We start from the raw sequence: 22,421 nt of genomic DNA on the forward strand, positions 1-22,421 counted from the left end.
ATGTCGGGATCTATCTTGCTGTACGCGGAGATCGCTCACTCCCGTCTGAGCTCGTGCTCGAGCTGTTCCAGCTCCGAGCCCCCGGCCATGAGCGTGGTCAGCTCCTCACGGGTGATGTCGGCCTTGCCGTACTCACCGATGCTCGTCCCCCTGTTGAGCAGCAGGAACCGGTCGCCGACCGGGTAGGCGTGGTGCGGGTTGTGGGTGATGAACACCACCCCGAGGCCGCGGTCGCGAGCCTTGGCGATGTAGCGCAGCACCACCCCCGCCTGCTTGACGCCGAGGGCCGAGGTGGGCTCGTCGAGGATGAGCGCCCTCGCCCCGAAGTGCACCGCTCTGGCGATCGCCACCGACTGGCGCTCTCCGCCCGACAGCGTGCCGACGGGCTGGTCGACGTCGCGGATGTCGATACCCATCGCGCGCAGCTCCTCGCGGGCGACGCGGCGGGCGCGTGCCACGTCGAAGCGCCCCATGGACTTGACCGGCTCCGAGCCGAGGAAGAAGTTGCGCCACACCGACATGAGCGGGATCATCGCCAGGTCCTGGTAGACGGTGGCGATGCCCCTGTCCAGCGCGTCTCGCGGACTCGACAGGCGCACGGGCGCGCCGTCGACCAGCAGCTCGCCCGAGTCGTGCTGGTGCACCCCCGCCAGGATCTTGATCAGCGTCGACTTGCCCGCGCCGTTGTCGCCCAGCACGCAGGTCACCTGGCCCGCGGCCACGCTCATGGACACCCCGCGCAGCGCCAGCACGCTGCCGAAGGACTTGCCGACGTCCCTGGTCTGGAGGATCAACGTTTCACCTCTTCGGCGTAGCGGCGGACCAGACGGTTGGCGAGCGTGGCCAGCAGCAGCATCGCTCCGAGGAAGAACTTGAACCAGTCGGCGTCCCAGCCGAGGAAGACGATGCCCTTGTCGGCCATGCCGAAGATGACGGCGCCGATGGAGGCGCCGATGGCCGAGCCGTACCCGCCGGTGAGCAGGCAGCCGCCGATGACAGCGGCGATGATGTAGATGAACTCCTGGCCGATGCCCGAGCTGGCCTGCACCGAGGTGTAGCGCAGCGCCAGGATCGAGCCGACCAGCCACGCCGCGAAGGCCGTGGTCATGAAAAGGGCGATCTTGGTGCGGGCGGCCGGCACGCCGACCGCGCGCGCGGCCTGCTCGTTACCGCCGACCGCGAAGATCCAGTTGCCCGCCCTGGAGCGCATCAGCACCCAGGTGGCCACCACGGTCGCCAGCACCCACCACAGGATGGCCACCCTGAACCCGCTGTCGCCGACGGTGCCGCCGAAGACGGCCCTGGCCGACTCGTAGCCCTCGGCCCCGCGCAGGCCCGCCACCTGGACGGTGCCGGTCAGCGCCTTGGTGACACCCAGGTTGAGCCCCTGCAGCATCAGGAAGGTGCCCAGTGTGACGATGAAGCTGGGCAGTCTCGTCCTGGTGACGATGAGGCCGTTGGCGAAGCCCACGGCCAGCGCCACCGCCAGGCCCGCGAGCATCGCCAGCCACACGTTGAACCCGAACCTGGTGGCGAGCGTGACCAGCACCAGCCCCGTGGTGCCGGTCAGCACGCCCGCCGACAGGTCGAACTCGCCGCCGATCATCAGCAGCGCGATCGCGACCGCCATGATGCCGAGGGTGGCCGCGGGGTCGAGCCAGTTGGCGATGCCCGCGACCGAGCGGAAGACCTCCGACTGCCCCGCGAAGAAGGAGAAGACCACCACCGCGCCGACGACCGCGCCGAGCTCCGGCCTGATCAGCAGGCGGCGCAGGCGGCCGACGTCGGCCAGACGCTCGTCGGCGGCCGCGGAGCTCACCTGGTTCCGCTCTCTGCGAGCTTGGCGACCTGCTCGGCGTTGTCCTTGGTCACGAATCCCGGGCCGGTGTTGACCGGCAGCCCGCCGCCGACGGTGTTGAGGTTGGACTTGTACAGGTGCAGGAAGGTGATCGGCAGCCAGCCCTGCAGGTACTGCTGCTGGTCGACGGCGAACAGGACCTCGCCGTCCTTGATGGCGGTCACCACGTCGCCCGACAGGTCGAAGGTGCCCAGCTTGGCCTGCGAGCCCGCGTCCTTGAGCGCGTCCCTCGCCGCGATGGCCACGGCGGGGTTGAGCGCCAGCACGCCGTTGATCGCCTGGTCCGACTGGATCTTCGCGGTCACCTTGGAGCTGACGTCGGCCAGGTTGCTGACGTCCACCTGCAGGCGCTCGACCGATCCGCCGAGCGTCTGCTCGGCGCCCTTGCACCGCTGGTCGAGGCCGACGTTGCCGGCCTCGTGGATGACGCACAGCAGCTTGGTGACGCCCGCCGCCTTGAGCTGTTCGCCCGCGCCGCGCCCCGCCACGTCCTCCGACTGGCCGACGTGCGTGAGGGCGCCGAACTCCTTGGAGCGGTCGAGGCCGGAGTTGACAGTGATCACTGGGATCCTGGCGGCGACGGCCTTGCCGATCGACTCCTTCAGCGCGTCGGGGTTGGCCATCGAGACCACGATCCCGTCGACCTTCTGCGTGACCGCCTGGTCGATGAGCTGCGACTGCTTGGCCGCGTCGCCGTCGCCCTGGTAGGTGACGCTCGCGCCGTACTGCTTGCCCGCGGCCTCCGCCCCGTTCTTGACCACGTCCCAGAAGGAGTCGCCGGGTGCCGCGTGGGTGATGACGGCGTAGGTGCCGCCCCCTCCGGCGGGGGCCGCGGTGGGAGCCGGCGAGCCGGCGGGCGCCGTGGCGGGGGCGGCGGACTGTGCCGCGCCACCGCCCGAGCAGCCCGCGAGGGCCAGCGCGCCTGCCAGGACCAGCACGATCGGGGTTCGTTTCATGCGATACCTCCAAGACCATCGGGCACGTCCTTGATGTAAACGCGTGGTCACCCCTTCGTCAACAATTTGTCGTGACATTAGGACTAATGAGCGGGTTACAGAACGGAATCGTTCGTTCCGTAGTATGGTCGTGTCATGACCGCCACACCGATGAGCGGCCGCCGTGCTCAGGCCGCCCGCAACGACGAAGCCATCCTCCAGGCGGCGAGAGCCGTCTTCACCACCGATCCGAGCGCGCCCATCTCGGCGGTGTCCGAGCGGGCGGGGGTCGGCATCAGCGCGCTCTACCGCCGCTACGGCAGCAAGGAGGGGTTGCTGCAGAAGCTCTGCGGCGACGGCCTCGAGCTCTACATCGCCGCCTCGGAGAAGTCACTGGCGATGCGGGGTGACCCGTGGGAGGCGTTCACGACGTACATGCGCGACATCGTCGACGCCGACTCCAGCTCCCTCACCATCGCGCTGGCCGGCACCTTCCAGCCCACCGAGGAGCTCTACCACGCCTCCGCGCGCGCCTCCCAGCTGGCCATCGAGGTCCACGACCGCGCGGTGAAGGCCGGCGCGCTGCGACCCGACGTGACCGCCGCCGACATCGCGCTGCTGTTCGAGCAGATCGCCTCCATCAAGCTCGGCGACGGGCAGCGCACCACCGAGCTGCGGCACCGCTACCTGACGCTGGTGCTCGACTCCCTGCGCAACCCCCCCGCCCACCAGCCGCTGCCCGGCCCTCCGCCCACGGACGAGGAGCTCGAGCAGCGCTGGGCGCCGCCCTCCTGACGGCGCGCCCCGCCGTAGGCTCAGAGGGCGAGCCGCTCGGCCAGCGCGAGCGTGCGGCGCGCCCTCGTGATGATCGGCGCGTCCACGAGGCGGCCGTCGGGCAGCGCGACCGCGCCCACGTCGACGGCGCTTTCGGCGGCCTCCACGATCTCCCGCGCGGCGGCCACCTCCTCCCCCGACGGCCTGAACGCCTCGCGGATCACCGGCAGCTGCCGCGGATGGATCGCGGTGCGGCCGAACAGCCCGAATCCCCGCCCACGCCTGGTCGAGGCCAGCAGCCCCTCGTCGTCGGCGACGTTGGCGTACACCGACATCGGCACCGGCGGCAGCCCCACCGCGGCCGCGGCCAGCACCGCCCTGATACGCAGCTGGTCGAGCGCCGCCTCGTCGGTGAGCGACAGCTGGGCGATCAGGTCCTGCTCGCCCAGCGCCACGCCGGCCACCCTCGGGTGCGCCGCGATCGCCACCGCGTTGACCACACCGGCCGCCGACTCCAGCAGCGCGTGGATCGGCGCGTCCAGATCGACCAGGTCCACCGCCGCGGGCGACTCCACCTTCGGCACGCGCACCCCCGCCATCGGGAGTCCCTCCAGCGCCCGCAGGTCGAGCTGACCCTCGTCGGTGGCCGGGTCGTTGATCCGCACATGGACGGCGGGCGCCCCGCCGCGCAGGTAGGCGACCGCGTTGCGCCTGGCCTCCTCCTTGCGGGAGGGGGCGACGGAGTCCTCCAGGTCGATGATCACCACGTCGGCGCCCGACGTCACGGCCTTGTCGAACCGCTCGGGCCTGTCAGCCGGAACATAGAGCCACGTGAGGTTCATGCGATCACCCCGTTCTCCCGCAGTTGCTTGATCTGCTCGGGCGTGTAGTCGAGCTCGCCCAGCACCTCGTCGGTGTCGCGGCCGAGTGGTCGTCCGGTCCAGCGCACCTCGCCGGGGGTCTCCGACAGCCTGAACAGCACGTTCTGCACGGTCACCGAACCCAGCTCCTCGTCGGGCAGCTCGACGAAGGTGTTCAGCGCCTCGTACTGCGGATCCTCGGCAATGTCCTTTACGTTGTAGATCGGAGCGATCGCCGCCTGCGCCTCCTCGAAGCGGGCCACGACCTCCTCCGCGTCACGTGCGGCGATCCACGAGCCGACCGCCTCATCCAGCTCCTCCACGTGCTCTACCCGGCCCGCCCCGCTGGAGAACCACGGCTGCGCGACCAGGTCGGGCCTGCCCACCAGCGTGACCACGCGCTCGGCGATGGTCTGCGCGCTGGTGGAGACGGCCAGCCAGCGGCCGTCCCTGGTGCGGTAGGTGTTGCGGGGAGCGTTGCTGCTCGAACGGTTGCCCGTGCGCCGCGGCACCACTCCGAGCGCCTTGTAGGCCGTCATCTGCGGTCCGAGCAGGCCCATGATCGGCTCGATGATGGCCATGTCGACGACCTGGCCGCGTCCGGTCCGCTCGCGGGCGTGCAGCGCCACCATGACGGCGTAGGCCATCGCCAGTCCCGCGATGCCGTCGGCCAGCGCGAGCGGCGGCAGCGTCGGCGGCCCCTCGGGCTCGCCCGTCATCGAGGCGAAGCCGCTCATCGCCTCGGCCAGCGTGCCGAACCCCGGCCGGCTCGCCATCGGCCCGAACTGGCCGAACCCGGTCATCCTCGCCACGATCAGGCGGGGGTTGAGCGCCAGCAGGTCCTCAGGCGCGAGGCCCCAGCGCTCCAGCGTGCCAGGCCTGAAGTTCTCCACCAGCACGTCCGACTCCCGCACCAGGCGGCGCAGGATCTCCTGCCCCTCGGGCTTGGACAGGTCGACGGCCGCGGCCCTCTTGTTGCGCGAGAGCGACTTCCACCACAGGCCGACCCCGTCCTTGGCGGCCCCGTGCCCGCGCGAGGGGTCTCCGCGCCTGGGGTGCTCGATCTTGATGACGTCGGCGCCGAAGTCGCCCAGCATCATCGCGGCGGACGGCCCGGCGAACAACGTCGCCGCGTCAATCACTCGGATATCGGCAAGACTGGTCATAGTCCTATATCTTATAAGTTATGCGAGCGCCCATGAGCAAAGCGGACTACGCGTACGAGGTGCTGCTGGAGGAGATCAGGACGGGCCAGATCCCCGGCGGAACCGCGCTGCGCGCCGCGGCCGTCGCCGCCAGGCTCGGGGTGTCGGTCACCCCGGTGAGAGAGGCCCTGCGCCGCCTGGAGAAGGATCGGCTGATCAGCTACGAGACGCACCACGGCGCGACGGTCGTCGATCTCGGGGACGAGGCGCTGGCGGAGTTCTACGGCGTGCGCGCGGTGGTGGAGGGCCTGGGAGCGAGGCTGGCCGCCTCCCGCGTCACGGCCGTGGAGCTGGCCGACCTGCGCGAGCTGCACCGCTCGATGGTCGAGGCGGCCGCGGCAGGGCGGCTGGAAGGGCTGGGCGCTGGCTCGGAACGCTTCCACCTGCGGATCGCCGACATCGGCGGGCCCGCCTTCCTCGGCCAGCACGCCAGAGCGGTGCGGGCCAGCTTCCCCGTGCCCGCCACGGCCTCGCTGTGGCTCGACCCCGAGGTGGCGGCGCGGCAGCTGGAGGCGCACGAGCGGATCCTGCGGGCGCTGGAGGAGGGCGACGGGGCCAGCGCCGAGCGCGTAATGATCGAGCACGTCGAGGCGGGCGCCGTCCACCGGCGCGAGCACGGCGCGCCGCCGGTCTGAGCCCCGGCTCCGGCCCGGCGTCGCGGCCCCCGCGCCTCAGACCCGCGCGGCCCTGCAGGCGAGCTGGAGGGCCAGGCGTTGCTGGGGGTCGTCCAGGTCGGCCTGGAGCAGTTCCTCGATGCGCCTGACGTTCCTGCTGACGGCGTTGCGGTGCATGCGCACCTCCTCGGCGGCCCTTGCGGGCGAGCCGTGGTGGTCGAGGTAGGCCCGCAGGATCTCCAGCAGCAACCCGGCCTTCTTCTGCTCCATGATCGGCTGCAGCAGCTCTCTCACCGCCTGCTGTGCCGCGTCGGAGGAGTACCACTCCTCCAGCATCCGGTCCAGGCCGGCCAGGTCGTAGGTGGTCAGGGCCGAGGAGCCCCTGCGCACGGCCGTACGGGCCTCGGAGGCCGAGGTGCGCAGCCCCAGCAGCCCCTGGTGGGCGGTGCTGACACCGCATCGCAGGTCGGCGCCGGCCGGCCGTACGCGCTCGAGCAGCAGCGCCGCGTCCCTGGCGGCCGCGCGCAGGCCCGCGCGCCCCGGATCGTGCGCCGAGGTGCGCACCACGATCAGCGCCCCGTCGGCCATGGTGACGCTCCACTCGGGCCCCACCAGCTCCCGCACCAGCCGCGCGGCCCGCGTCGCGAGAGTGTCGAGCAGCGCGTAGGGCTCGGGGCCCTCCATCCGCAGCACCACGTGCCACCCGTCGACGGGCAGCCCGAGCGTGCGCGCCCTCGGGGCCAGCTCCTGGGCCTGCTTCTCCGGCGCGACCAGCAGCTCGGTCAGCACCTGGGCGCGCGAGCGGGCCGGCGCCTCCTCCGAGGGCCCCGCCGCCGCCGCGAGCTCGGCCAGCTTGAGCACGATCCGCGTCGCCCTGCCCAGGTGGTCGTCGCGCTCCTGCGCGGAGAAGTCCGCCGCCACCTCGACGCCGAGAGCCGCGCCCGCCTCGGCGGCCATCCGCTCAGACGCTCCGGCGGCGGCGAGCACGCCGCGCACCGCCTTCTCCGCTCTCACCAGCGCGTCGGCGGCGTCACCGGCGATGGCGCGCTCGACGGCGACGACGAGCCCGGCCAGCTCCGTCCCGTCGGGCGCCGCCAGGAGCGCCACCCCTGCCCGCTCGGCCAGGGCGGCGGCCGAGCGGGCCACCTCCACCGGCGCGGTCAGCACCAGCGCCGCCGCGCCCGCCGCGCCCGCGTCGCGCAGCACCACCTCCAGGCGGTAGCCGGTGGCCCGCAGCGACGCCTCGCCCGTGAGCACGAGCACGGCGCCCGGCGGCTGGTCCACGACCGTGCGCAGGTCTTCCAGCAGCCGCACCCCCGTGGCGGGCCGCGGCTGCGCGGGCCCGGCCAGTCGGCGCAGGTCATCGCCCTTGTACATGCGTTCAGTGTGCCACCAGCACACCGATCCCCCAACGAGGGTCTCTCAGCACACCCCAGGTGACCTGCGGCTTTCCTACTGTGGGAGACATGCACATCGACACGGGGGCGCTCCCCGCCTACGCCAGGGGATGCGCCGTCCTCGGTTCGGGCGGCGGCGGTCCCGTGACGATCGCCAGGGCCGCCGCTCTCCAGGCGCTGGACGACCACGGTCCCGTCCGCGTGGTCCAGCCCGCCGACCTCGACCCCGACCTGCTGGTCATGCCGGTCGGGACCGCAGGCTCCTCTGCGGTGATGTCGGAGCGGGTCGGCGGCACCGACGAGCCCCTGTACCTGCGCCAGAAGATAGAGGAGCTGTACGGCACGCCCGTCGCCGCCCTCATGGCCAGCGAGATCGGCGGCGCCAACGGCTGTCTGGCCGTCGCGTGGGCGGCCCGCCTCGGCCTGCCCCTGGTCGACGCCGACGGCATGGGCCGCGCCTTCCCCCGCATGGACCAGACCGTCATGCAGCTGCGCGGCATCTCCCCCACCCCGGCCGTGGTCTGCGACGGGCGCGGCAGGACCGTCGTCATCGACCACGTGTCGGGCCGCTGGCTGGAGCGCCTGGTCCGCGCCGCCCTCGAACCCTTCGGCGGCCAGGTGGCCACCAGCGAGTACGTGCTGCGCGGCCACCAGGTCGCCTCCTCCACCGCGCTCGGCTCGGTGACCAGGGCGCTGCGCCTCGGCACCGCGCTGCCCGCGCCCCTCATCTCGGGGAAGGTCGCCGAGACCGGTTCCATCCTCGTCGAAGGCCTCGGGCCCGACCTCGGCCGCCTGGTCAGGGTGGAGGCGGGTACCGAGTTCCTCGCCGTCATGGAGGACGGCGCGCCGCTCGCCGCCGTCCCCGACGTGATCGCGATGCTCGACTCCCGCACCGGCGAGGCCGTCGACACCGAGCACGTCAGGTACGGCCTGCGGGTCAGCATCGTGCGCGTCCCCTGCGACCCCGTCTGGCACACCCCCGAAGGACTGCGGCTGGCAGGACCTGAGGCGTTCGGCCTGTTCGCCCTCCCGGCGCCCGCGACCTCCTCCGCTCCCCCTGGGGGACCCCCGCCCGCGGCCGCCTCCGCCCTCCGGGAGGACCCCCCGGCCGCGACCCCGTCCCCGCCGCAGCGGCCGGTGACGTCGTGAAGGCCGGAGTCGACGTCGGGCCGACCAACACCGACGCCGCCCTGCTCGGACACGCCGACGCGATCCTGTCCACCGTCAAGGTCGCCTCGGTCCCCGGCGACCCGGTGGCCAGCGTCACCGCCGCGCTCGGAAGGCTCGGCGCGCCGCCCCTCGCGCAGGTCGCGGTCGGGCTGCGCGGCGCCGCCTCGGCCGTGGACGACAGGCGCGGCCTGTACAAGGTCGCCGTCCTGCGCATCGGCGGGCACGAGGCGCAGGCCGTACGGCCGCTGTTCGGCTGGCCGGAGGACCTGCTGCGGGCCGTCTGCGCCGGGACCGCGATCGTGGACGGCGGCGGCGGCCTGGACCGCGAGGACTGGACGCCCCTGGACACCGTCGCGGTCGCCCGCTTCGCCGCCGGCGTCGCGGGCAGGGCGCAGGCGGTCGCGATCACCGGCCTGTTCTCGCCCCTCGACGCCGAGCAGGAGCTCGAGGCCGCCGACATCGTCAGGGCCGAGCTGGGCGAACTGCCCGTCGCGCTGTCGGCCGACCTCGGCTCACTCGGCCTGATCGAGCGTGAGAACGCCACGGTCCTCGACGCCGCCCTGTCCGGCTTCGCCACCGACGTCGCCGCCCGCCTGGCGGCCGCGCTGTCGCCGGTCACCGCCGTCCACGTCACCCGCGGCGACGGCACGCTGATGAGCCTGGAGCACCTGGCGCGGCATCCGGGACTCAGCCTGGGCAGCGGCCCCGCCAGCATGCTGCGCGGCGCGGGCGTGCTGACCGGCCTCGAGGACGCCGTGGTCGCCGACGTCGGCGCGCGCCGCGTCAGGGTGGGCGCCCTCGCCGGCGGCTTCCCCGAGGAGGCCCCCGGCGGCGCCCGCATCGGCGGCGTGCCCGTCGGCCTGCGCATCCCCGAGCTGATCAGGGTCCCCCGCCCCTTCGAGCCCGCCGAGCTGGCCGAGGCCGTCGACAGGATGCAGCCGGGCGCGGACCGCCTGCCGCTCGTGGTCGTCGGGGGAGGCGAGCGGGCCGTGCCGGGCGGGCTGCACCCGGCCCACGGCACGGCGGCGGGCGCCATCGGCGCGGCCACCAGCCCGGTCGGCGGTCAGTACGAACGCGTCGTGCGCCTGCCCGACCGCTCAGACCTGCCCGCGGCGCTGGAGGCGGTGATCGAGGAGGCCAGGGCCAGCGCCGTCAGGGCCGGCGCCGATCCCAGGCACGTGCGCATCCTCGAGGCCGCCGACACGCCGCTCGCCTACCTGCCAGGCCCCTTCGTACGGCTGCGCGCCAGGGCCGCGGGCCCGCCCGCCCAGCTGTGAGACCCCCACGAAAGGCACACCTTCCATGAGCACAACGACCACCGACGAGGACTACCCACTGGAGCGGGTGCCGCAAAGCGCCCGCTACCCCTGGTTCAACGTGGCCGTGCAGCGCTTCGGCCAGCTGTCCGACCTCACCCAGTTCCTCCTCGGGGCCACGCTTGGCGCGGGCCTGTCGTTCTGGGGCGCGTTCTGGGCGTTCACGCTCGGCTCGGTGATCCTGGAGATCGTCTGCATCTTCGTCGGCATCGCCGGCATGCGCGAGGGCCTGTCCACCTCGGTCCTGGCCAGGTGGACGGGGTTCGGCCGCTACGGCTCCACCCTGATCGGCGTCATCATCACGCTCAGCCTCTTCGGCTGGTTCGGCGTGCAGACCGCGGTCTTCGCCGCCGGCCTGCACTCGATCATGAACTGGCTGCCCCTCTGGGCCTGGTCCCTGATCGCGGGTCTCGGCGTGACCGCGCTGGTCATCCGCGGGTTCAAGGCGATGGGCATGACGGCCTTCATCACCGTGCCTGCCTTCCTCGGCCTGGCCGGATGGGCGATGTGGGTGGAGATCTCCCGCCACGACCTGGGCGGGCTGGTCGCCTCGCCGCCGTTCGGCGAGCCGATCTCGATCGCGACGGGCGCCACGATCGTGGCGGGCTCCTACATCGTCGGCGCGGTCACCACGCCCGACATGACCCGCTTCAACCGCAACGCGGGCGACGTGGTCAAGCAGACACTGGTGGGCATCTCCCTCGGCGAGTACGTGCTCGGCCTGGCCGGCGTGCTGCTGGCCTACGCCGTGAAGTCCTCCGACGTCATCGCCATCATCACCGCCTCCTCCGGCGTGGTCGGCGTCATCGTGCTGATCTCGGCCACCGTCAAGATCAACAACTGGAACCTGTACTCCGCCTCGCTCGGCCTGCTGAACGCCATCGAGTCCACGACCGGCCTCAAGCTCAACAGGGTCGCGGTGACCATCGGCATCGGGATCTTCGGTAGCATTCTGGCCGCGATGGGCATCCTCGAGCGGTTCACCGACTTCCTGCTCATCCTCGGCGTCATCACCCCGCCGATCGCGGGGATCATGGTGGCCGAGTACTTCGTGGTCAAGCGCTGGCGGCCGGTCCTCGACGCCTCCCGCGAGCGGGGCGAGCTCCCCGCGACCGAGCCCGGCTGGGTGCCCGCGACGCTCGTCATCTGGGCCTGCGCGGCGCTGGTCGGCTGGCTGAGCGAGCACCACCAGTGGATCGGCATCCCCGCGCTCAACTCCCTGCTGCTCGCAGGCCTGGCCTACATCGTCGCGGGCAAGCTCGGCCTGGTCCGCGGCTCCCGTGAACTCGTCACCGTCTGAAGGATCTCCCCCTTATGCGCATCGGCATCGACGTGGGCGGCACCAACACCGACGCCGCCCTCATCGGCGACGGCGGCGAGGTTCTCGCCACCGTCAAGTCCCCCACGACCGAGGACGTCACCGGCGGCGTCGCCGCGGCGCTGGCGGGCCTCGGCGCCACCCAGGTGTCCGCGGTCATGATCGGCACCACGCACTTCGTCAACGCCCTGGTCGAGGCGGCCCGCCTGGAGCCCGTCGCCGCCGTACGGCTGGGCCTGCCCGCCACGGCGGCCCTGCCGCCCATGGTCGACTGGCCCGAACGGCTCAGGAAGGTCGTCGAGGGCGCGTCCTACCTGTGTCACGGCGGCCACGAGTACGACGGCACCCCCATCTCCGAGCTCGACCCCGAGGAGCTGCGCAGGGTCGCCGCCGACATCAGGGCGCGCGGGCTGCGCTCAGTGGCGATCTCCTCGGTCTTCTCCCCCGTCAGCGACTCCTCCGAGCGGCGCGCCGCCGAGATCCTCGCGGCCGAGCTGGGCCAGGAGGCGCACCTCTCCCTCTCCTGCGAGATCGGCCGCGTCGGCCTGCTGGCCAGGGAGAACGCCACGATCGTGAACGCGGCGCTGCGCCCGCTCGCCGAGCGCGCGGTGGCCGCCTTCAGCCAGGCGCTCAAGGTGGCCGGCATCGACGCGCCGCTGTTCCTGTCGCAGAACGACGGCACGCTCATGGACCTCTCGCGGGCCACGCGCTACCCGGTGGCCACGTTCGCCTCGGGGCCGACCAACTCCATGCGGGGCGCCGCCTACCTGTCGGGGCTGACCGACTGCGCGGTCGTCGACATCGGCGGCACCACCTCCGACGTCGGCATCCTGGTGGGCGGCTTCCCCCGCGAGGCCTCGGGCGAGGCGATGGTCGCCGAGGTCCGCACCAACTTCCGCATCCCCGACGTGCTGTCGATCGGCATCGGCGGCGGCTCGCTGGTCGCCGAGGACGGCTCGGTGGGGCCGCGCAGCGTGGGCTACCGGCTGCCCGAGGAGGCGCTGGTGTTCGGCGGCGGCACGCTGACAGCCACCGACCTGGCCGTGGCCGCGGGCCACGCCGACATCGGCGACCCCTCCCTGGTCGCGGGGCTCGACCCGGCCAGGCCGCTGAAGCTCATCGCCGATCGGGTGGCCGACGCCGTGGACCGCATGCGCACCTCCTCCGACCCGCTGCCCGTCGTGCTGGTGGGCGGCGGCAGCATCCTCATCAGGGAGCTGCCCGGCTTCGAGGACGTGCGCAGGCCCGACCACTACGCCGTGGCCAACGCGGTGGGAGCGGCCATCGCCCAGGTCGGCGGCGAGGTGGACAGGGTCTTCTCAGGCCCGCGCGACACCGTGCTGGCCGAGGCCAAGGCGGAGGCCGTGGCCCGCGCCGAGCGGGCAGGCGCGCGCGAGGGCAGCGTGCGCATCGCCGACGTGGAGGAGGTCCCGCTGGCCTACCTGCCCGGCGACGCAACCCGCATCCGGGTGAAGGCGGTCGGCGACCTGGACTTGGAGAAGATCAATGCGTAAGATCGGCATCGACCAGCTGGACGACATGGCCAGGGGCGCCGGCATCCTCGGCACCGGCGGAGGCGGCGACCCCTACGTCGGCAAGCTGCTGGCCAGGGAGGCCATCCGCCGTCACGGCCCGGTGACCCTCTACGACATCGCCGAGGTGCCGGCCGACGCCACCGTGGTGCCGATCTCGGGCATGGGCGCCCCCACCGTGCTGCTGGAGAAGCTGCCCGCCGGCACCGAGGAGCTGGCCGCGCTGCGGGCGCTGGAGGCGGTGCTCGGCCGCAAGGCCACGCACATCGTCCCGATCGAGGTCGGCGGCGTGAACTCGATGATCCCCATCGCGGCCGCCGCCCAGGCAGGACTGCCCCTCGTGGACGGCGACGCCATGGGCCGCGCCTTCCCGGAGGCGCAGATGGTGCTCCCCACCCTCATCGGGGTGTCCAACACGCCCATGGCCCTGGCCGACGACAAGGGCAACACCCTGGTCGTCGACGCGATCTCCAACCACTGGGCCGAACGGCTGGGCAGGGCGGCCTGCGTGCAGATGGGCTGCCAGGTCTCGTGCGCCGACACCGTGCTGCGCGGCGACCAGCTGGCCGACGGCCTGGTCCCCGCCACCCTGACGCTGGCCGAGGACCTTGGCAGGGCCGTACGGCTGGCGCGGGCCGCCCACGCCGACCCCGTGGCCGCGGCGACCTCCGTGCTCGGCGGCGTGAAGCTGTTCGCGGGCAAGGTCGTGGACGTCGAGCGCCGCACCACCGGCGGGTTCGCGCGAGGCAAGGCGCTGCTGGCGGGGGCGGGCTCCTTCGAGCTCAGCTTCCAGAACGAGCACCTGCTGGCCCGCAGGGACGGCGGGATCGTCGCGACCACCCCCGACCTCATCTGCGTGCTCGACACCGACACCGGCGAGCCGGTGACCACCGAGGCCATGCGCTACGGCCTGCGCGTCACCGTCATCGGGGTGCCCTGCGACCCGCGGTGGACCTCCCCCGCGGGGCTCGAGCTGGCGGGGCCGAGGTACTTCGGCTACGACTGCGACTACCGGCCCCTGCCCCTCGCCTAGCCCCGAGCCCTCGGCTCAGGGACTTCCCAGGGCCGGGGGCGCGTGACACCCTCCGCGGCGCGCCCCCGGTCCCGGTGCCTCGCTCGGGTGCCCCTGCCGTCCCTGCAACGTGGAGGAAATATTTGTCAGGACATTCTGACCTCGGTAGCCTGATCACATGACCGCGAACCTGGCGATCGACCTGGACCGCTCCAGTCCCGTCCCGCTGTACTTCCAGGTGGCCGAGCAGATCGCCGAAGCGATCAGGCGAGGCGACCTCGCCCCCGGATCCAGGCTCGACAACGAGATCCTGCTCGCCGATCGGCTCGGGCTCTCCAGGCCGACCATCCGCCAGGCGATCCAGTATCTCGTCGACAAGGGCCTGCTGGTGCGCAAGCGCGGCGTGGGCACCCAGGTCGTGCACGGCCAGGTCAAGCGCTCGGTCGAGCTCACCAGCCTCTACGACGACCTGCGCCGCGCGGGGCAGGAACCGGCCACGAAGGTGCTGGCGCTCGAGCCGCGCCCCGTCGACGAGCAGGTCGCCCAGGTGCTCGGCCTCTCGCCCGGCGACGAGGCCCTCTACCTGGAGCGGCTGCGCTTCGCCTCGGGCGAGCCGCTGGCGCTGCTGCACAACTGGCTGCCCCTCGCCCTGGCGCCGCTGACCGCCGAGGGCCTGCAGGGCAGGGGGCTGTACGAACTGCTGCGCGCCGCCGGGGTGCGGATGCGGGTGGCCAACCAGCGCATCGGCGCCCGCGCCGCCTCCGCGACCGAGGCCAAGCTGCTCGACGAGCGCAGGGGCGCGCCGCTGCTCACCATGATCCGCACCACCTACGACGACCAGGGCAGGGCCGTCGAGCACGGCTCACACGTCTACCGGGCTTCGCACTACTCCCTCGAGGTCACCCTCATCGAGCGATGAGGCCCTGCTCGCCTTCCTCCTGAGGTACCAGGTGGTGCTGAGCCCGAACAGCACGGCCGCCGCCAGCCCCACCCACGAGAAGCCCTTCAGCCACTTCTCGGCGACGATGCCCAGGTAGTAGATCACCGCCGTGGTGCCGCCCGCCCAGACGATGCCGCCGAGCACGTTGGCGACCAGGAACTTCCAGTACGGCATGCGCAACGCCCCCGCCAGCGGCCCGGCCAGGATGCGCAGCAGTGCGACGAAGCGCCCGAAGAACACCGTCCACATGCCGTAGCGGTGGAAGTAGTGCTCGGCCTTGGCGATGTGGTGCGGCCCGAAGTGCTTGGGGAACCTTCTGCCCAGACGGTCGAAGAGGGGCTTGCCGCCCCTCCTGCCGATGGCGTAGCCGATCGAGTCGCCGACGATCGCCCCCACGCTGGCGCACACGCCCACCCAGACGGGGCTCACCACACCCTTGGCCGACAGCAAGGCCGAGCTGACCAGGACGATCTCGCCCGGCAGCGGGATGCCCAGGCTCTCCAGCCCGATGACCACTCCCACCAGAGCGCAGATCCACAGCGGCGGGATGGCCTGCAGCCATTCGTCGATATGCATCCGGACACCTTAGCGTCGGCAACCTGCGGAAAGAGCGCCGACAGTAGTCGCGATCACACGGGCCGGCCGGCTCAGGGTCCGGGCCGGCCAGGAGGGCGGCCGGTCGCGTGTGAGGTGGCGGGCACCGGGCGGCACCGGGTCGCGCTCCCCCTGTCGAGGAGCGGCCCCGCCGGCCCGACTGGGTCTCGACACCCGCGCCGACGGCCTGGCCGCCTGCGTGCTCTCCCCATGGCGACCGGGATCGGGAACGTGGCGCCCCAGCCGTCAGGCTGTGTGACGGGTTCGATGTCGTAGCGCCCCGGCCGTCTATGGACGGGGCCGGGGCGCTCGACCAGAAGGGGTTACCGCGTGACCCGGGTGCCGCCGAAGGTGACGACGAGGCGGCCGTCCGCGGCGAAGGACCAGTTCAGAGCGCCGGAGTAGGAGGCGCAGCGAGAGCCGTTCGTGCCGGACCAGAACTGGTTGGAACTGTCCGCGTTGCCGACGATCTTGTCGTTGCTTCCGCTGCCGGCGCGGCAGGAGACGTTGTTGCGGAACACCGAGCTGCCCGCCTCGAAGGTGTAGTTGCGTTCGGTGTTGTCGACGCTGATGTTGTCGGAGACCGTCATGGCGCCGGGGTTGCGGTTGTAGGTGAAGCCGTGCTTGCCGTTGTTGTACGCGATGTTCCGCCGGATGACGTGGTTGACCCCGATGTCCTCGCCGCCGAGCTTGTAGCCGTTGCGGTCGCCGTTGCCGGCCTGGCCGCCGTCGCTGAGGGTGCCGTTGTCGTACGACAGGGAGTCCTCGATGGTCACCGCGCCGATGGCCCCGGTGTCGGTCTTGGTGTAGAGGTCCCAGCCGTCGTCGATGTTGTTGCGGGCCACGGCGTAGCGGAAGACGTTGCCGGAGCCGACGGTGAGCTTGGCGGCGAAGCCGTCGGCGTCCTCGCCGTCGGAGTCGGCGTTGTCATGGGAGAGGACGCTCAACATGAGGTTGTCGGCCGGCCACCGGTCGCGGGGGGTGGTGGAGAGCATCCGCGAGAGCTGCAGGCCGGTGTCGCGGTTGAACCTCGTCACCGTGCGCTCGATGATGTTGTCGCTGCCGCCCACGAAGATCCCGTTGTCACCGGCGCGCTCGACGGTGATGCCGTTGACGTGCCAGTACGACCCGTTCACTGCGAGACCGCGGTTGGCCGGGTCCTCGGCCTGGGCCGAGAAGTTCAGGATCGGCGTCTCGCCGGGGTAGGCGGTCAGCTTCTTGCGGGCGCCGGGGGTGCCGTTGTTCCCGTCCGCGATGGTGACGGTCTGCGCGAAGGCGTACGTCCCGCCGCGCAGGTAGATCGTCCCACCGGCGGCGACGCGCGTGATCGCCGAGGTGAGCGTCGTCGGGTCCGACTGCGTGCCGGTCGCGCCGTCCCTGCCGCTGGGCGACACGTACAGCGCGCCGCTCGGCGGGGTCGTCGGGGTGACGGTCGGGGTGGGCGTGGGGCTCGGCGTCGGCGTGGCGGTCGGGGTGGGGGTGGGGCCGCCACCCGCGGGGCGCAGGGTCCACTGTTTGGAGGTGACCGAGTCGCAGGAGTTCTGCTGCAGGACGGCGCCGACCGCGGTGGAGCTGTCCTTGACGTTGAGGCACTTGCCGCCGTTGGCGTTGACCACCCGGTAGTTCGAACCGGCGGCGACCAGCTGCCAGCTCTGCGAGGCGGCGCCGGTGCACGTCTCCTGCTGGACGGCCTTGCCCGCGCTGGTGGAGGCGTCACGGACGCCGACGCACCTGCCGCTGTGCCGGGCCTTGATCTGGTAGGCGCCGCCGGAGGCGGTGAGCGTGAAGACCGGTCCTGAGGTCTCGGCGCACGCGTTCTGCGTGAGCTGCACGCCCTCGCCGGTGCTCTGCCCCGGTACGGCGGCGCACAGGCCGCTGTGGGCGTTGACCAGGGTGTAGTCGCCGTTGGCGGGGGCTGCCCAGGCCGGCGTGGTGAGCGCGGCCACCAGGCCGGCGGTGGTGAGGAGCCCAGCGGTCAGCGCGACCGCCAGTTTCCTTCCCATGGATGGCTTCTTGTGCACGTCCAGCTCCATTCCTGCGGGGGGTTTGTTCAGGCATGGCTGTCAGAGCTGCGGGCCGGAGGGGACCGCGGCCGTGGACTGAGAGGAATCCGAGGTGCCGGGGCCTCCGTGGCACCGGGGACCGCCCCCGGTGGGTCGTGGAACGGCTTGCGCGGGCCGTACCTGTGCCCGGTCGGTTCCTCAGGTCGTCGGCACCGGGTCGTGCTCGGCGCATTCGATACCAACCGGTTGCAGAAACAGTGCCGTTACATGACAAGCACCGTCAATACATCCCGATAAAACTGCAAACACCATCACGTGTTTCGCCTGGTTGCGTCGCTATTTCTGCAACAACCGCTTGCAAGGATGCTGCCGCAGCGGGGACCGTGCGCGAGGTGACCCTGGCGTCCTCCTCCGACACCGTGGGGAACCCGTCGCGGTGCGCCCCAGCCGGGACGCGCCCGATCATGCGCCGATCGCGGAGATGACGCCGGGCTCCAGGCCGCGCCTCGCCCCGTCGCGGAAGGCCGCCGTGAAAGCCCGTTTTCCCAGCTTCCTGCGGGACTGCTCCGCGCAACGTTCGTGCCACCTCGCGTGGTACCCGAGCCGGCCCGGTGTGGTCCCCACCACCTGCCACAACGCGTGGGCCGCGCCCAGCGTCCTGGCGGCCCGTTCGTGGTCCCCCCTGGCGCCGGCCGTCCACGCCAGCACCTCCAGGCACTGCGTGAGGGTCCACCGGTCGTTGATCTCCTGGGCGAACTCGGCCGCCTCGCTCACCAGTTCTCCGGCACGACGGCAGTCACCCAGGTTCCACATGGCGATGCCGAGAGCCAGCTGGGCGTGACTGCGTGACATCGAAGCGTGACGGATCTCGCACAGCGCCAGCAGTTCCTCACCGAACCTGGCGGCTCGCGCGGGGTCCTCCATCGAGCCGTAGACGGCCGCGTAGTAGAGGTTGAAGGCGATGCTGTCGAGATCGCCGGTGGCGCGGTGGAGGGCGAGCGACTCCTCCAGGAGCGCGAGGCCGCGTGGCGCGTCGCCGGTGGAGAAGGCGGCAAGACCGGAGGTCCGGATGGCGAGCGGCAGGACATCCTCGTTGCCTGCCCGCCGTGCCATGGTGTGACATTCCTCCAGTCTCGGCATCGCCACGGCCAGGTCGCCCTGGCGGAGGGCGAGCATGCTGTCCACCCAGAGCGCCATCGCACGGGCGCCGACCGCGCCGGGCACCAGGTCCAGGCCGCGCTCCAGCCAGTACCGGCCTTCGGTGAGGGAGCCGGCGAGGAGCCAGTAGAGCCACATCGCCGTCGCGGTCTCCAGCCCCTCGACAGCCGTGCTCGGCTCGCTCAGGCACATCTCCAGCGCCGCGCGCACGTTGGGCAGCTCCCGTCGCAGGAGCCGGTAGCGCTCGAGCTGGTCCGGGACGATCCGGTCGATCCGGTGTGCCTCCACCACATCCCGGTAGTGGTCGATGTACCGCCCGCGCAGCGCTCGCGCCTCCGAAGGATCCAGCCGCTCGTACCCGTACGCTCGGATGCTCTCCAGCATGCGGTACCTGACTCCGGCCTGCCCCTGCTCGCCCACCAGGACCGACTTGTCCACCAGCCCCGCGAGCAGATCGATGACGTCGGCGAGGTGGATCTCGCCGCCCGCGCACACCGCCTCGGCGGTGTCGAGGTCGGCCCCACCGGGGAACACCGAGAGCCGGGCCCACAGCCGCTGTTCGGCCGGCGAGCAGAGATCGAAGCTCCAGTCCATGGTCGCGCGCAGCGTCCGGTGGCGGGGCAGGCCGGTGGGGCTCCCGCGCGCCAGCACGTCGAAGCGTTCCTCCACCTCGTGGGTGAGCTGCTCCAACGGCACTGCGCGCAGCCGCGCCGCGGCCAGCTCGATCGCCAGCGGGATTCCCTCCAGGCGCTGGGCCAGCCTCGCCAGATACGCCGCGTTCCCTGCGTCAAGGGAGAAGCCAGGCCACACGCTCGCCGCGCGATCCACGAACAGCCGTACCGCATCGTGCCGGGCGATGTCGCTCGGCCGGTGGCCGTGGTCCGGCACCGACAGTGACGGGACCACCAGCACCTGCTCGCCGCTCACCCTCAAGGTCTGCCTGCTGGTCACCAGGATCCGCAGCCGGGCGGCACCCCGCAACAGCTGCTCCACGAGGCGGGCGCAGTCCTCGAGCAGGTGCTCGCAGTTGTCCAGCACGAGCAGCATCCGCTTGTCCGCCAGGTAGTCCACCAGCATGGTCGCGGGGTCGGGTCCCGCCTCCGGCAGGCCCAGCGCCGCGGCGACGGTCGGTGCCAGCAGGTCACCGGCTTCCAAGGTGACCAGCTCGACCGTCTCCACGCCGTCCCTGTACGTGCGCCCGAGCGTCTCGGCGACCCTGGCCGCCAGCCGCGTCTTGCCGACACCGCCCACTCCGGTCAAGGTCAGCAGCCGCGTGTGGGACAGCATCTGCCTGGCCTGTGCCACCTCGCGTCTGCGCCCGACGAACCTGGGCGCCTCCGTCGGCGGGCCGGTCCCGGCCGCAGGACAGCGCTCGGTCCGGCTCACGGCGCATCTCCGGCAAGGCTCGGGTCATCCCCCGGCTCCTGTCGGCTGACCCAGGCGGCGATCTGGACGCGCGAGGTGAACCCGAGCTTGACGAGGATGTGCTCGACGTGTCCCTCGGCGGTGCGCTGCGCGATCACCAGCGCGGCCGCGATCGCCTTGTTGCTCATGCCCTGGGCGACCAGCCGGGCGATCTCCATCTCCCTGCGGGTCAACGGTGAAGGTCTGCGCTGTGGCTCGCCCTCTGGCGGGTTCTCCCGCATCGCGTACTCCAGCGCCTCGGCGAGGGTGAGCCCCGTGCCCTTGCGGAAGGCGGCCTCGAACCCCCTGGCGCCGAGGTTTCCCCTGGCCGCCCGCTCGCAGGTGTCATGGTGTTCGGCGAGGTAGCCGAACAGGGGGCCGCCGAAGGAGCGCCAGATCTCCCGCAGCGCGCCGAGGAGCAGGGCCGCACGCTCGCCGTCACCGTCGCCGCAGCTCATCCATGCCAGGGCCTCGATGCACAGGGCGATGCCCAGGTGGTCGTCGAAGGGCTCCTTCAGCCGGACGGCCTCGCGTTCCATCTCGACCGCCCGCCGGGTCTCCCCCCGCTTCCACACCTCGATCCCGTACGTCCACAGCGTGTATGACCGGAACCAGTTCTCGTGGCGAGGCTCGCAGATCGCCAGGCACTCCTCGAACTGCTCGACGGCCTGGTCGGACTGGCCGAGAAGCGACCGCGTGGTGGCGAGATAGATCAACGAGTTCACGACGCCGATCTGGTCGTCCGTCCTGCGGCTGCAGTCCAGCGCCTTGCCGAGGAGGGTCAGCGCCCTGGGGAGGTCCTGCTGGAGCAGGGCGGCGAGGCCGGCGACGTACGTGGCGCTCCCTGTGATCGTCAGGTCGTCGAACCGGCGGGCCAGCTCTCCGCACTCCTCCAGCAAGGTCGCGGCCGCCGTGAAGTCGCTCTGCAGGACCGCGAGCCGCGCCTTGACGCAGAGAGCCCAGGCGCGGGCGGGAGTCGGCCGCTCATCGGCGGCGAGCAGGCGGTCGAACCAGTTCCTGCCCTCGTGCGGGGAGTCGGCCGCGATCCAGTAGTACCGCAGCGCCGAGGCGATGATCAGGCCGGACTCGGCCTCTCCCGCCGCCGCGAGGCAGAAGTCGAGGGCGGTGCGGAGATTGCCGTGCTCGGTGCGTAGGCGCGCGTACCAGGTCACCTGCTCCGGCGTGAACCAGTCGTGCTGGGCGCGGAGCACCAGGTCCAGATACCAGTCGCGATGCCGACGCCGCAGTCTCTCCTCCTGGCCGGACTCGCGCAGCCGGTCCCGGCCGTACTGGCGGATGGTCTCCAGCAACCGGAACCGTACCTTCGACCGGTGCTCCTCCCTGACGAGGATGGACTTGTCCACGAGGCCGATCACCAGGTCGAGGATCTCCTCGGTGGCGATGCCGTCGCCGGAGCACACGTGCTCGGCCCCTTCGAGGTCGAGGCTGCCGGAGAAGACCGAGAGGCGTGCCCAGAGCAGTTGCTCCTGCGCGGTGCACAGGAGGTAGCTCCAGTCGATCAACGCCCGCAACGTCCGCTGGCGGGGCAGCACCACCTTCGATCCCACCGTGAGCACCCGGAACCGGTCCTCCAGCCGGGCCAGCAGCTGTTCAACGGAGATGGCTCGCAGCCGGACGGCCGCCAGCTCGATCGCCAGTGGGATGCCGTCCAGGCTCCGGCAGATCCGTACCACGGCTTCCCGGTTGTCGTCGGTGACCGCGAAACCGGGCAGCACGGCCCCGGCCCGCTCGGCGAACAACCGCACCGCGTCGGACTGCTCCGACGGCTTGCCTGGCGTCCGCGACATGTCGCCGTCCAGCAGCGGCAAGGGAGGCACGACCATCGTCTGCTCGCCCGCGACGCCGAGCACCTGCCGGCTGGTCGCGAGGATCCGCAGGCCGGGAGCGGAGCGCACCAGCGTCTCGGCCATGACGGCGCAGTCATGCAGCAGGTGCTCGCAGTTGTCCAGGACCACCAGGGTCTGCCTGTCGCGCAGGTGGTCGGCGACCACCTCGAGCAGGGGCCTGGTGGACAGGTCCGGGATCTGCAGGGCCTCGGTCACCGCCTGGACGAGCAGATCCGGGCATTCCAGCGCCGCGAGCTCGACCAGGTACACGCCGTCGGGGAAGGCGCGCCGCACGTCGGCCGCGACCCTGAGGGCCAGCCGGGTCTTGCCGACACCGCCCACGCCGACGAGGGTCACCAGCCTGGAGCCGGCCAGCAGCCGCTTGACCTCGGCTATCTCACACCGACGGCCCACGAAGCTGGTCAGCTCGGCCGACAGCCCACGGATCTCCGACCCCTTCGACGCCACCCCCATGAGCGCTCCA

18 protein-coding genes are annotated in these 22,421 nt (G+C 72.0%); 8 read left to right on the forward strand and 10 right to left on the reverse strand.

Annotated features, from left to right (window positions below):
* Nucleotides 1-35 precede the first annotated feature (35 nt).
* From FHR33_RS44360 to FHR33_RS44370, 3 genes are read right to left on the reverse strand one after another with little or no spacing between them, the layout of a single operon-like run.
* Nucleotides 36-794, reverse strand: coding sequence for an ATP-binding cassette domain-containing protein (locus FHR33_RS44360; protein WP_183661294.1), 759 nt, complete (start codon nt 792-794; stop codon nt 36-38).
* Nucleotides 791-1,819 (reverse strand): ABC transporter permease, encoded by a 1,029-nt coding sequence (locus FHR33_RS44365; protein WP_183661297.1) that lies wholly within the window; start codon nt 1,817-1,819, stop codon nt 791-793. Before FHR33_RS44365 ends, FHR33_RS44360 begins: the two co-directional genes overlap by 4 nt.
* Nucleotides 1,816-2,814, reverse strand: coding sequence for a sugar ABC transporter substrate-binding protein (locus FHR33_RS44370; protein ID WP_183661300.1), 999 nt, complete (start codon nt 2,812-2,814; stop codon nt 1,816-1,818). The genes FHR33_RS44365 and FHR33_RS44370 overlap by 4 nt, the downstream gene beginning before the upstream one ends.
* Before the next feature lie 135 nt (nt 2,815-2,949).
* On the opposite strand from FHR33_RS44370, the gene FHR33_RS44375 reads away from it, so the two are divergent.
* On the forward strand, nt 2,950-3,588 hold the full coding sequence (locus FHR33_RS44375) for a TetR/AcrR family transcriptional regulator (RefSeq protein ID WP_246453705.1): 639 nt from the start codon (nt 2,950-2,952) through the stop codon (nt 3,586-3,588).
* Between the two features lie 20 nt (nt 3,589-3,608).
* Here FHR33_RS44375 and FHR33_RS44380 read toward each other — a convergent pair whose 3' ends face one another.
* Together FHR33_RS44380 and FHR33_RS44385 are read right to left on the reverse strand one after the other, a co-directional pair.
* Complete coding sequence (locus FHR33_RS44380; RefSeq protein WP_183661303.1) at nt 3,609-4,409, reverse strand: HpcH/HpaI aldolase/citrate lyase family protein; 801 nt, start codon at nt 4,407-4,409, stop codon at nt 3,609-3,611.
* Nucleotides 4,406-5,593: a CaiB/BaiF CoA transferase family protein gene (locus tag FHR33_RS44385; protein WP_183661306.1), complete on the reverse strand. Its 1,188-nt coding sequence runs from the start codon at nt 5,591-5,593 to the stop codon at nt 4,406-4,408. Before FHR33_RS44385 ends, FHR33_RS44380 begins: the two co-directional genes overlap by 4 nt.
* Before the next feature lie 32 nt (nt 5,594-5,625).
* Between FHR33_RS44385 and FHR33_RS44390 the strand changes: the two genes are divergently transcribed.
* Entirely contained in the window at nt 5,626-6,267 is a 642-nt protein-coding gene (locus FHR33_RS44390) for a GntR family transcriptional regulator (protein WP_183661309.1), read from the forward strand.
* Between the two features lie 36 nt (nt 6,268-6,303).
* On the opposite strand, the gene FHR33_RS44395 is transcribed toward FHR33_RS44390, so the two are convergent.
* Nucleotides 6,304-7,623 (reverse strand): helix-turn-helix domain-containing protein, encoded by a 1,320-nt coding sequence (locus tag FHR33_RS44395; RefSeq protein WP_183661312.1) that lies wholly within the window; start codon nt 7,621-7,623, stop codon nt 6,304-6,306.
* An 89-nt stretch (nt 7,624-7,712) separates the two neighbouring features.
* On the opposite strand from FHR33_RS44395, the gene FHR33_RS44400 reads away from it, so the two are divergent.
* The 6 genes from FHR33_RS44400 (at nt 7,713) to FHR33_RS44425 (ending at nt 14,910) form a co-directional block, all read left to right on the forward strand.
* A complete protein-coding gene (locus FHR33_RS44400; RefSeq protein WP_183661315.1) occupies nt 7,713-8,792 on the forward strand; it encodes an S-methyl thiohydantoin desulfurase family protein in 1,080 nt (359 codons plus the stop codon).
* Nucleotides 8,789-10,090: a hydantoinase/oxoprolinase N-terminal domain-containing protein gene (locus FHR33_RS44405; RefSeq protein WP_183661318.1), complete on the forward strand. Its 1,302-nt coding sequence runs from the start codon at nt 8,789-8,791 to the stop codon at nt 10,088-10,090. Before FHR33_RS44400 ends, FHR33_RS44405 begins: the two co-directional genes overlap by 4 nt.
* 25 nt (nt 10,091-10,115) lie before the next feature.
* On the forward strand, nt 10,116-11,429 hold the full coding sequence (locus FHR33_RS44410) for a purine-cytosine permease family protein (RefSeq protein WP_183661320.1): 1,314 nt from the start codon (nt 10,116-10,118) through the stop codon (nt 11,427-11,429).
* 14 nt (nt 11,430-11,443) lie between these two features.
* A complete protein-coding gene (locus tag FHR33_RS44415) occupies nt 11,444-12,961 on the forward strand; it encodes a hydantoinase/oxoprolinase N-terminal domain-containing protein (protein ID WP_183661321.1) in 1,518 nt (505 codons plus the stop codon).
* Nucleotides 12,954-14,012, forward strand: a complete 1,059-nt coding sequence (locus tag FHR33_RS44420) for an S-methyl thiohydantoin desulfurase family protein (RefSeq protein ID WP_183661323.1) — start codon at nt 12,954-12,956, stop codon at nt 14,010-14,012. The genes FHR33_RS44415 and FHR33_RS44420 overlap by 8 nt, the downstream gene beginning before the upstream one ends.
* Nucleotides 14,013-14,169: 157 nt before the next feature.
* Nucleotides 14,170-14,910, forward strand: coding sequence for a GntR family transcriptional regulator (locus FHR33_RS44425; protein WP_183661325.1), 741 nt, complete (start codon nt 14,170-14,172; stop codon nt 14,908-14,910).
* Here FHR33_RS44425 and FHR33_RS44430 read toward each other — a convergent pair.
* The 4 genes from FHR33_RS44430 to FHR33_RS44445 all read right to left on the reverse strand — a co-directional run bounded on the left by FHR33_RS44430 (nt 14,854) and on the right by FHR33_RS44445 (nt 22,411).
* Nucleotides 14,854-15,507 (reverse strand): DedA family protein, encoded by a 654-nt coding sequence (locus FHR33_RS44430; protein WP_183661328.1) that lies wholly within the window; start codon nt 15,505-15,507, stop codon nt 14,854-14,856. The two genes, FHR33_RS44425 and FHR33_RS44430, sit on opposite strands and share 57 nt — an antisense overlap.
* Nucleotides 15,508-15,848: 341 nt before the next feature.
* Nucleotides 15,849-17,528, reverse strand: a complete 1,680-nt coding sequence (locus FHR33_RS44435; RefSeq protein WP_183661330.1) for an RICIN domain-containing protein — start codon at nt 17,526-17,528, stop codon at nt 15,849-15,851.
* A 462-nt stretch (nt 17,529-17,990) separates the two neighbouring features.
* Nucleotides 17,991-20,072, reverse strand: a complete 2,082-nt coding sequence (locus FHR33_RS44440) for an ATP-binding protein (RefSeq protein ID WP_183661332.1) — start codon at nt 20,070-20,072, stop codon at nt 17,991-17,993.
* Nucleotides 20,069-22,411: an ATP-binding protein gene (locus FHR33_RS44445; RefSeq protein WP_183661334.1), complete on the reverse strand. Its 2,343-nt coding sequence runs from the start codon at nt 22,409-22,411 to the stop codon at nt 20,069-20,071. The genes FHR33_RS44440 and FHR33_RS44445 overlap by 4 nt, the downstream gene beginning before the upstream one ends.
* Nucleotides 22,412-22,421 lie beyond the last annotated feature (10 nt).

Origin of the sequence: Nonomuraea dietziae (genome assembly GCF_014195505.1) — a bacterium.
GTDB lineage: Bacteria > Actinomycetota > Actinomycetes > Streptosporangiales > Streptosporangiaceae > Nonomuraea > Nonomuraea roseola.

Excerpts from the sequence above, each read along its gene's own strand:
- FHR33_RS44370 (WP_183661300.1), bottom strand. The coding sequence starts at position 2,814 with ATGAAACGAACCCCGATCGTGCTGGTCCTGGCAGGCGCGCTGGCCCTC.
- FHR33_RS44375 (WP_246453705.1), top strand. The coding sequence starts at position 2,950 with ATGACCGCCACACCGATGAGCGGCCGCCGTGCTCAGGCCGCCCGCAAC.
- FHR33_RS44380 (WP_183661303.1), bottom strand. The coding sequence starts at position 4,409 with ATGAACCTCACGTGGCTCTATGTTCCGGCTGACAGGCCCGAGCGGTTC.
- FHR33_RS44385 (WP_183661306.1), bottom strand. The coding sequence starts at position 5,593 with ATGACCAGTCTTGCCGATATCCGAGTGATTGACGCGGCGACGTTGTTC.
- FHR33_RS44390 (WP_183661309.1), top strand. The coding sequence starts at position 5,626 with ATGAGCAAAGCGGACTACGCGTACGAGGTGCTGCTGGAGGAGATCAGG.
- FHR33_RS44395 (WP_183661312.1), bottom strand. The coding sequence starts at position 7,623 with ATGTACAAGGGCGATGACCTGCGCCGACTGGCCGGGCCCGCGCAGCCG.
- FHR33_RS44400 (WP_183661315.1), top strand. The coding sequence starts at position 7,713 with ATGCACATCGACACGGGGGCGCTCCCCGCCTACGCCAGGGGATGCGCC.
- FHR33_RS44410 (WP_183661320.1), top strand. The coding sequence starts at position 10,116 with ATGAGCACAACGACCACCGACGAGGACTACCCACTGGAGCGGGTGCCG.
- FHR33_RS44415 (WP_183661321.1), top strand. The coding sequence starts at position 11,444 with ATGCGCATCGGCATCGACGTGGGCGGCACCAACACCGACGCCGCCCTC.
- FHR33_RS44420 (WP_183661323.1), top strand. The coding sequence starts at position 12,954 with ATGCGTAAGATCGGCATCGACCAGCTGGACGACATGGCCAGGGGCGCC.
- FHR33_RS44425 (WP_183661325.1), top strand. The coding sequence starts at position 14,170 with ATGACCGCGAACCTGGCGATCGACCTGGACCGCTCCAGTCCCGTCCCG.
- FHR33_RS44430 (WP_183661328.1), bottom strand. The coding sequence starts at position 15,507 with ATGCATATCGACGAATGGCTGCAGGCCATCCCGCCGCTGTGGATCTGC.
- FHR33_RS44435 (WP_183661330.1), bottom strand. The coding sequence starts at position 17,528 with ATGGGAAGGAAACTGGCGGTCGCGCTGACCGCTGGGCTCCTCACCACC.
- FHR33_RS44445 (WP_183661334.1), bottom strand. The coding sequence starts at position 22,411 with ATGGGGGTGGCGTCGAAGGGGTCGGAGATCCGTGGGCTGTCGGCCGAG.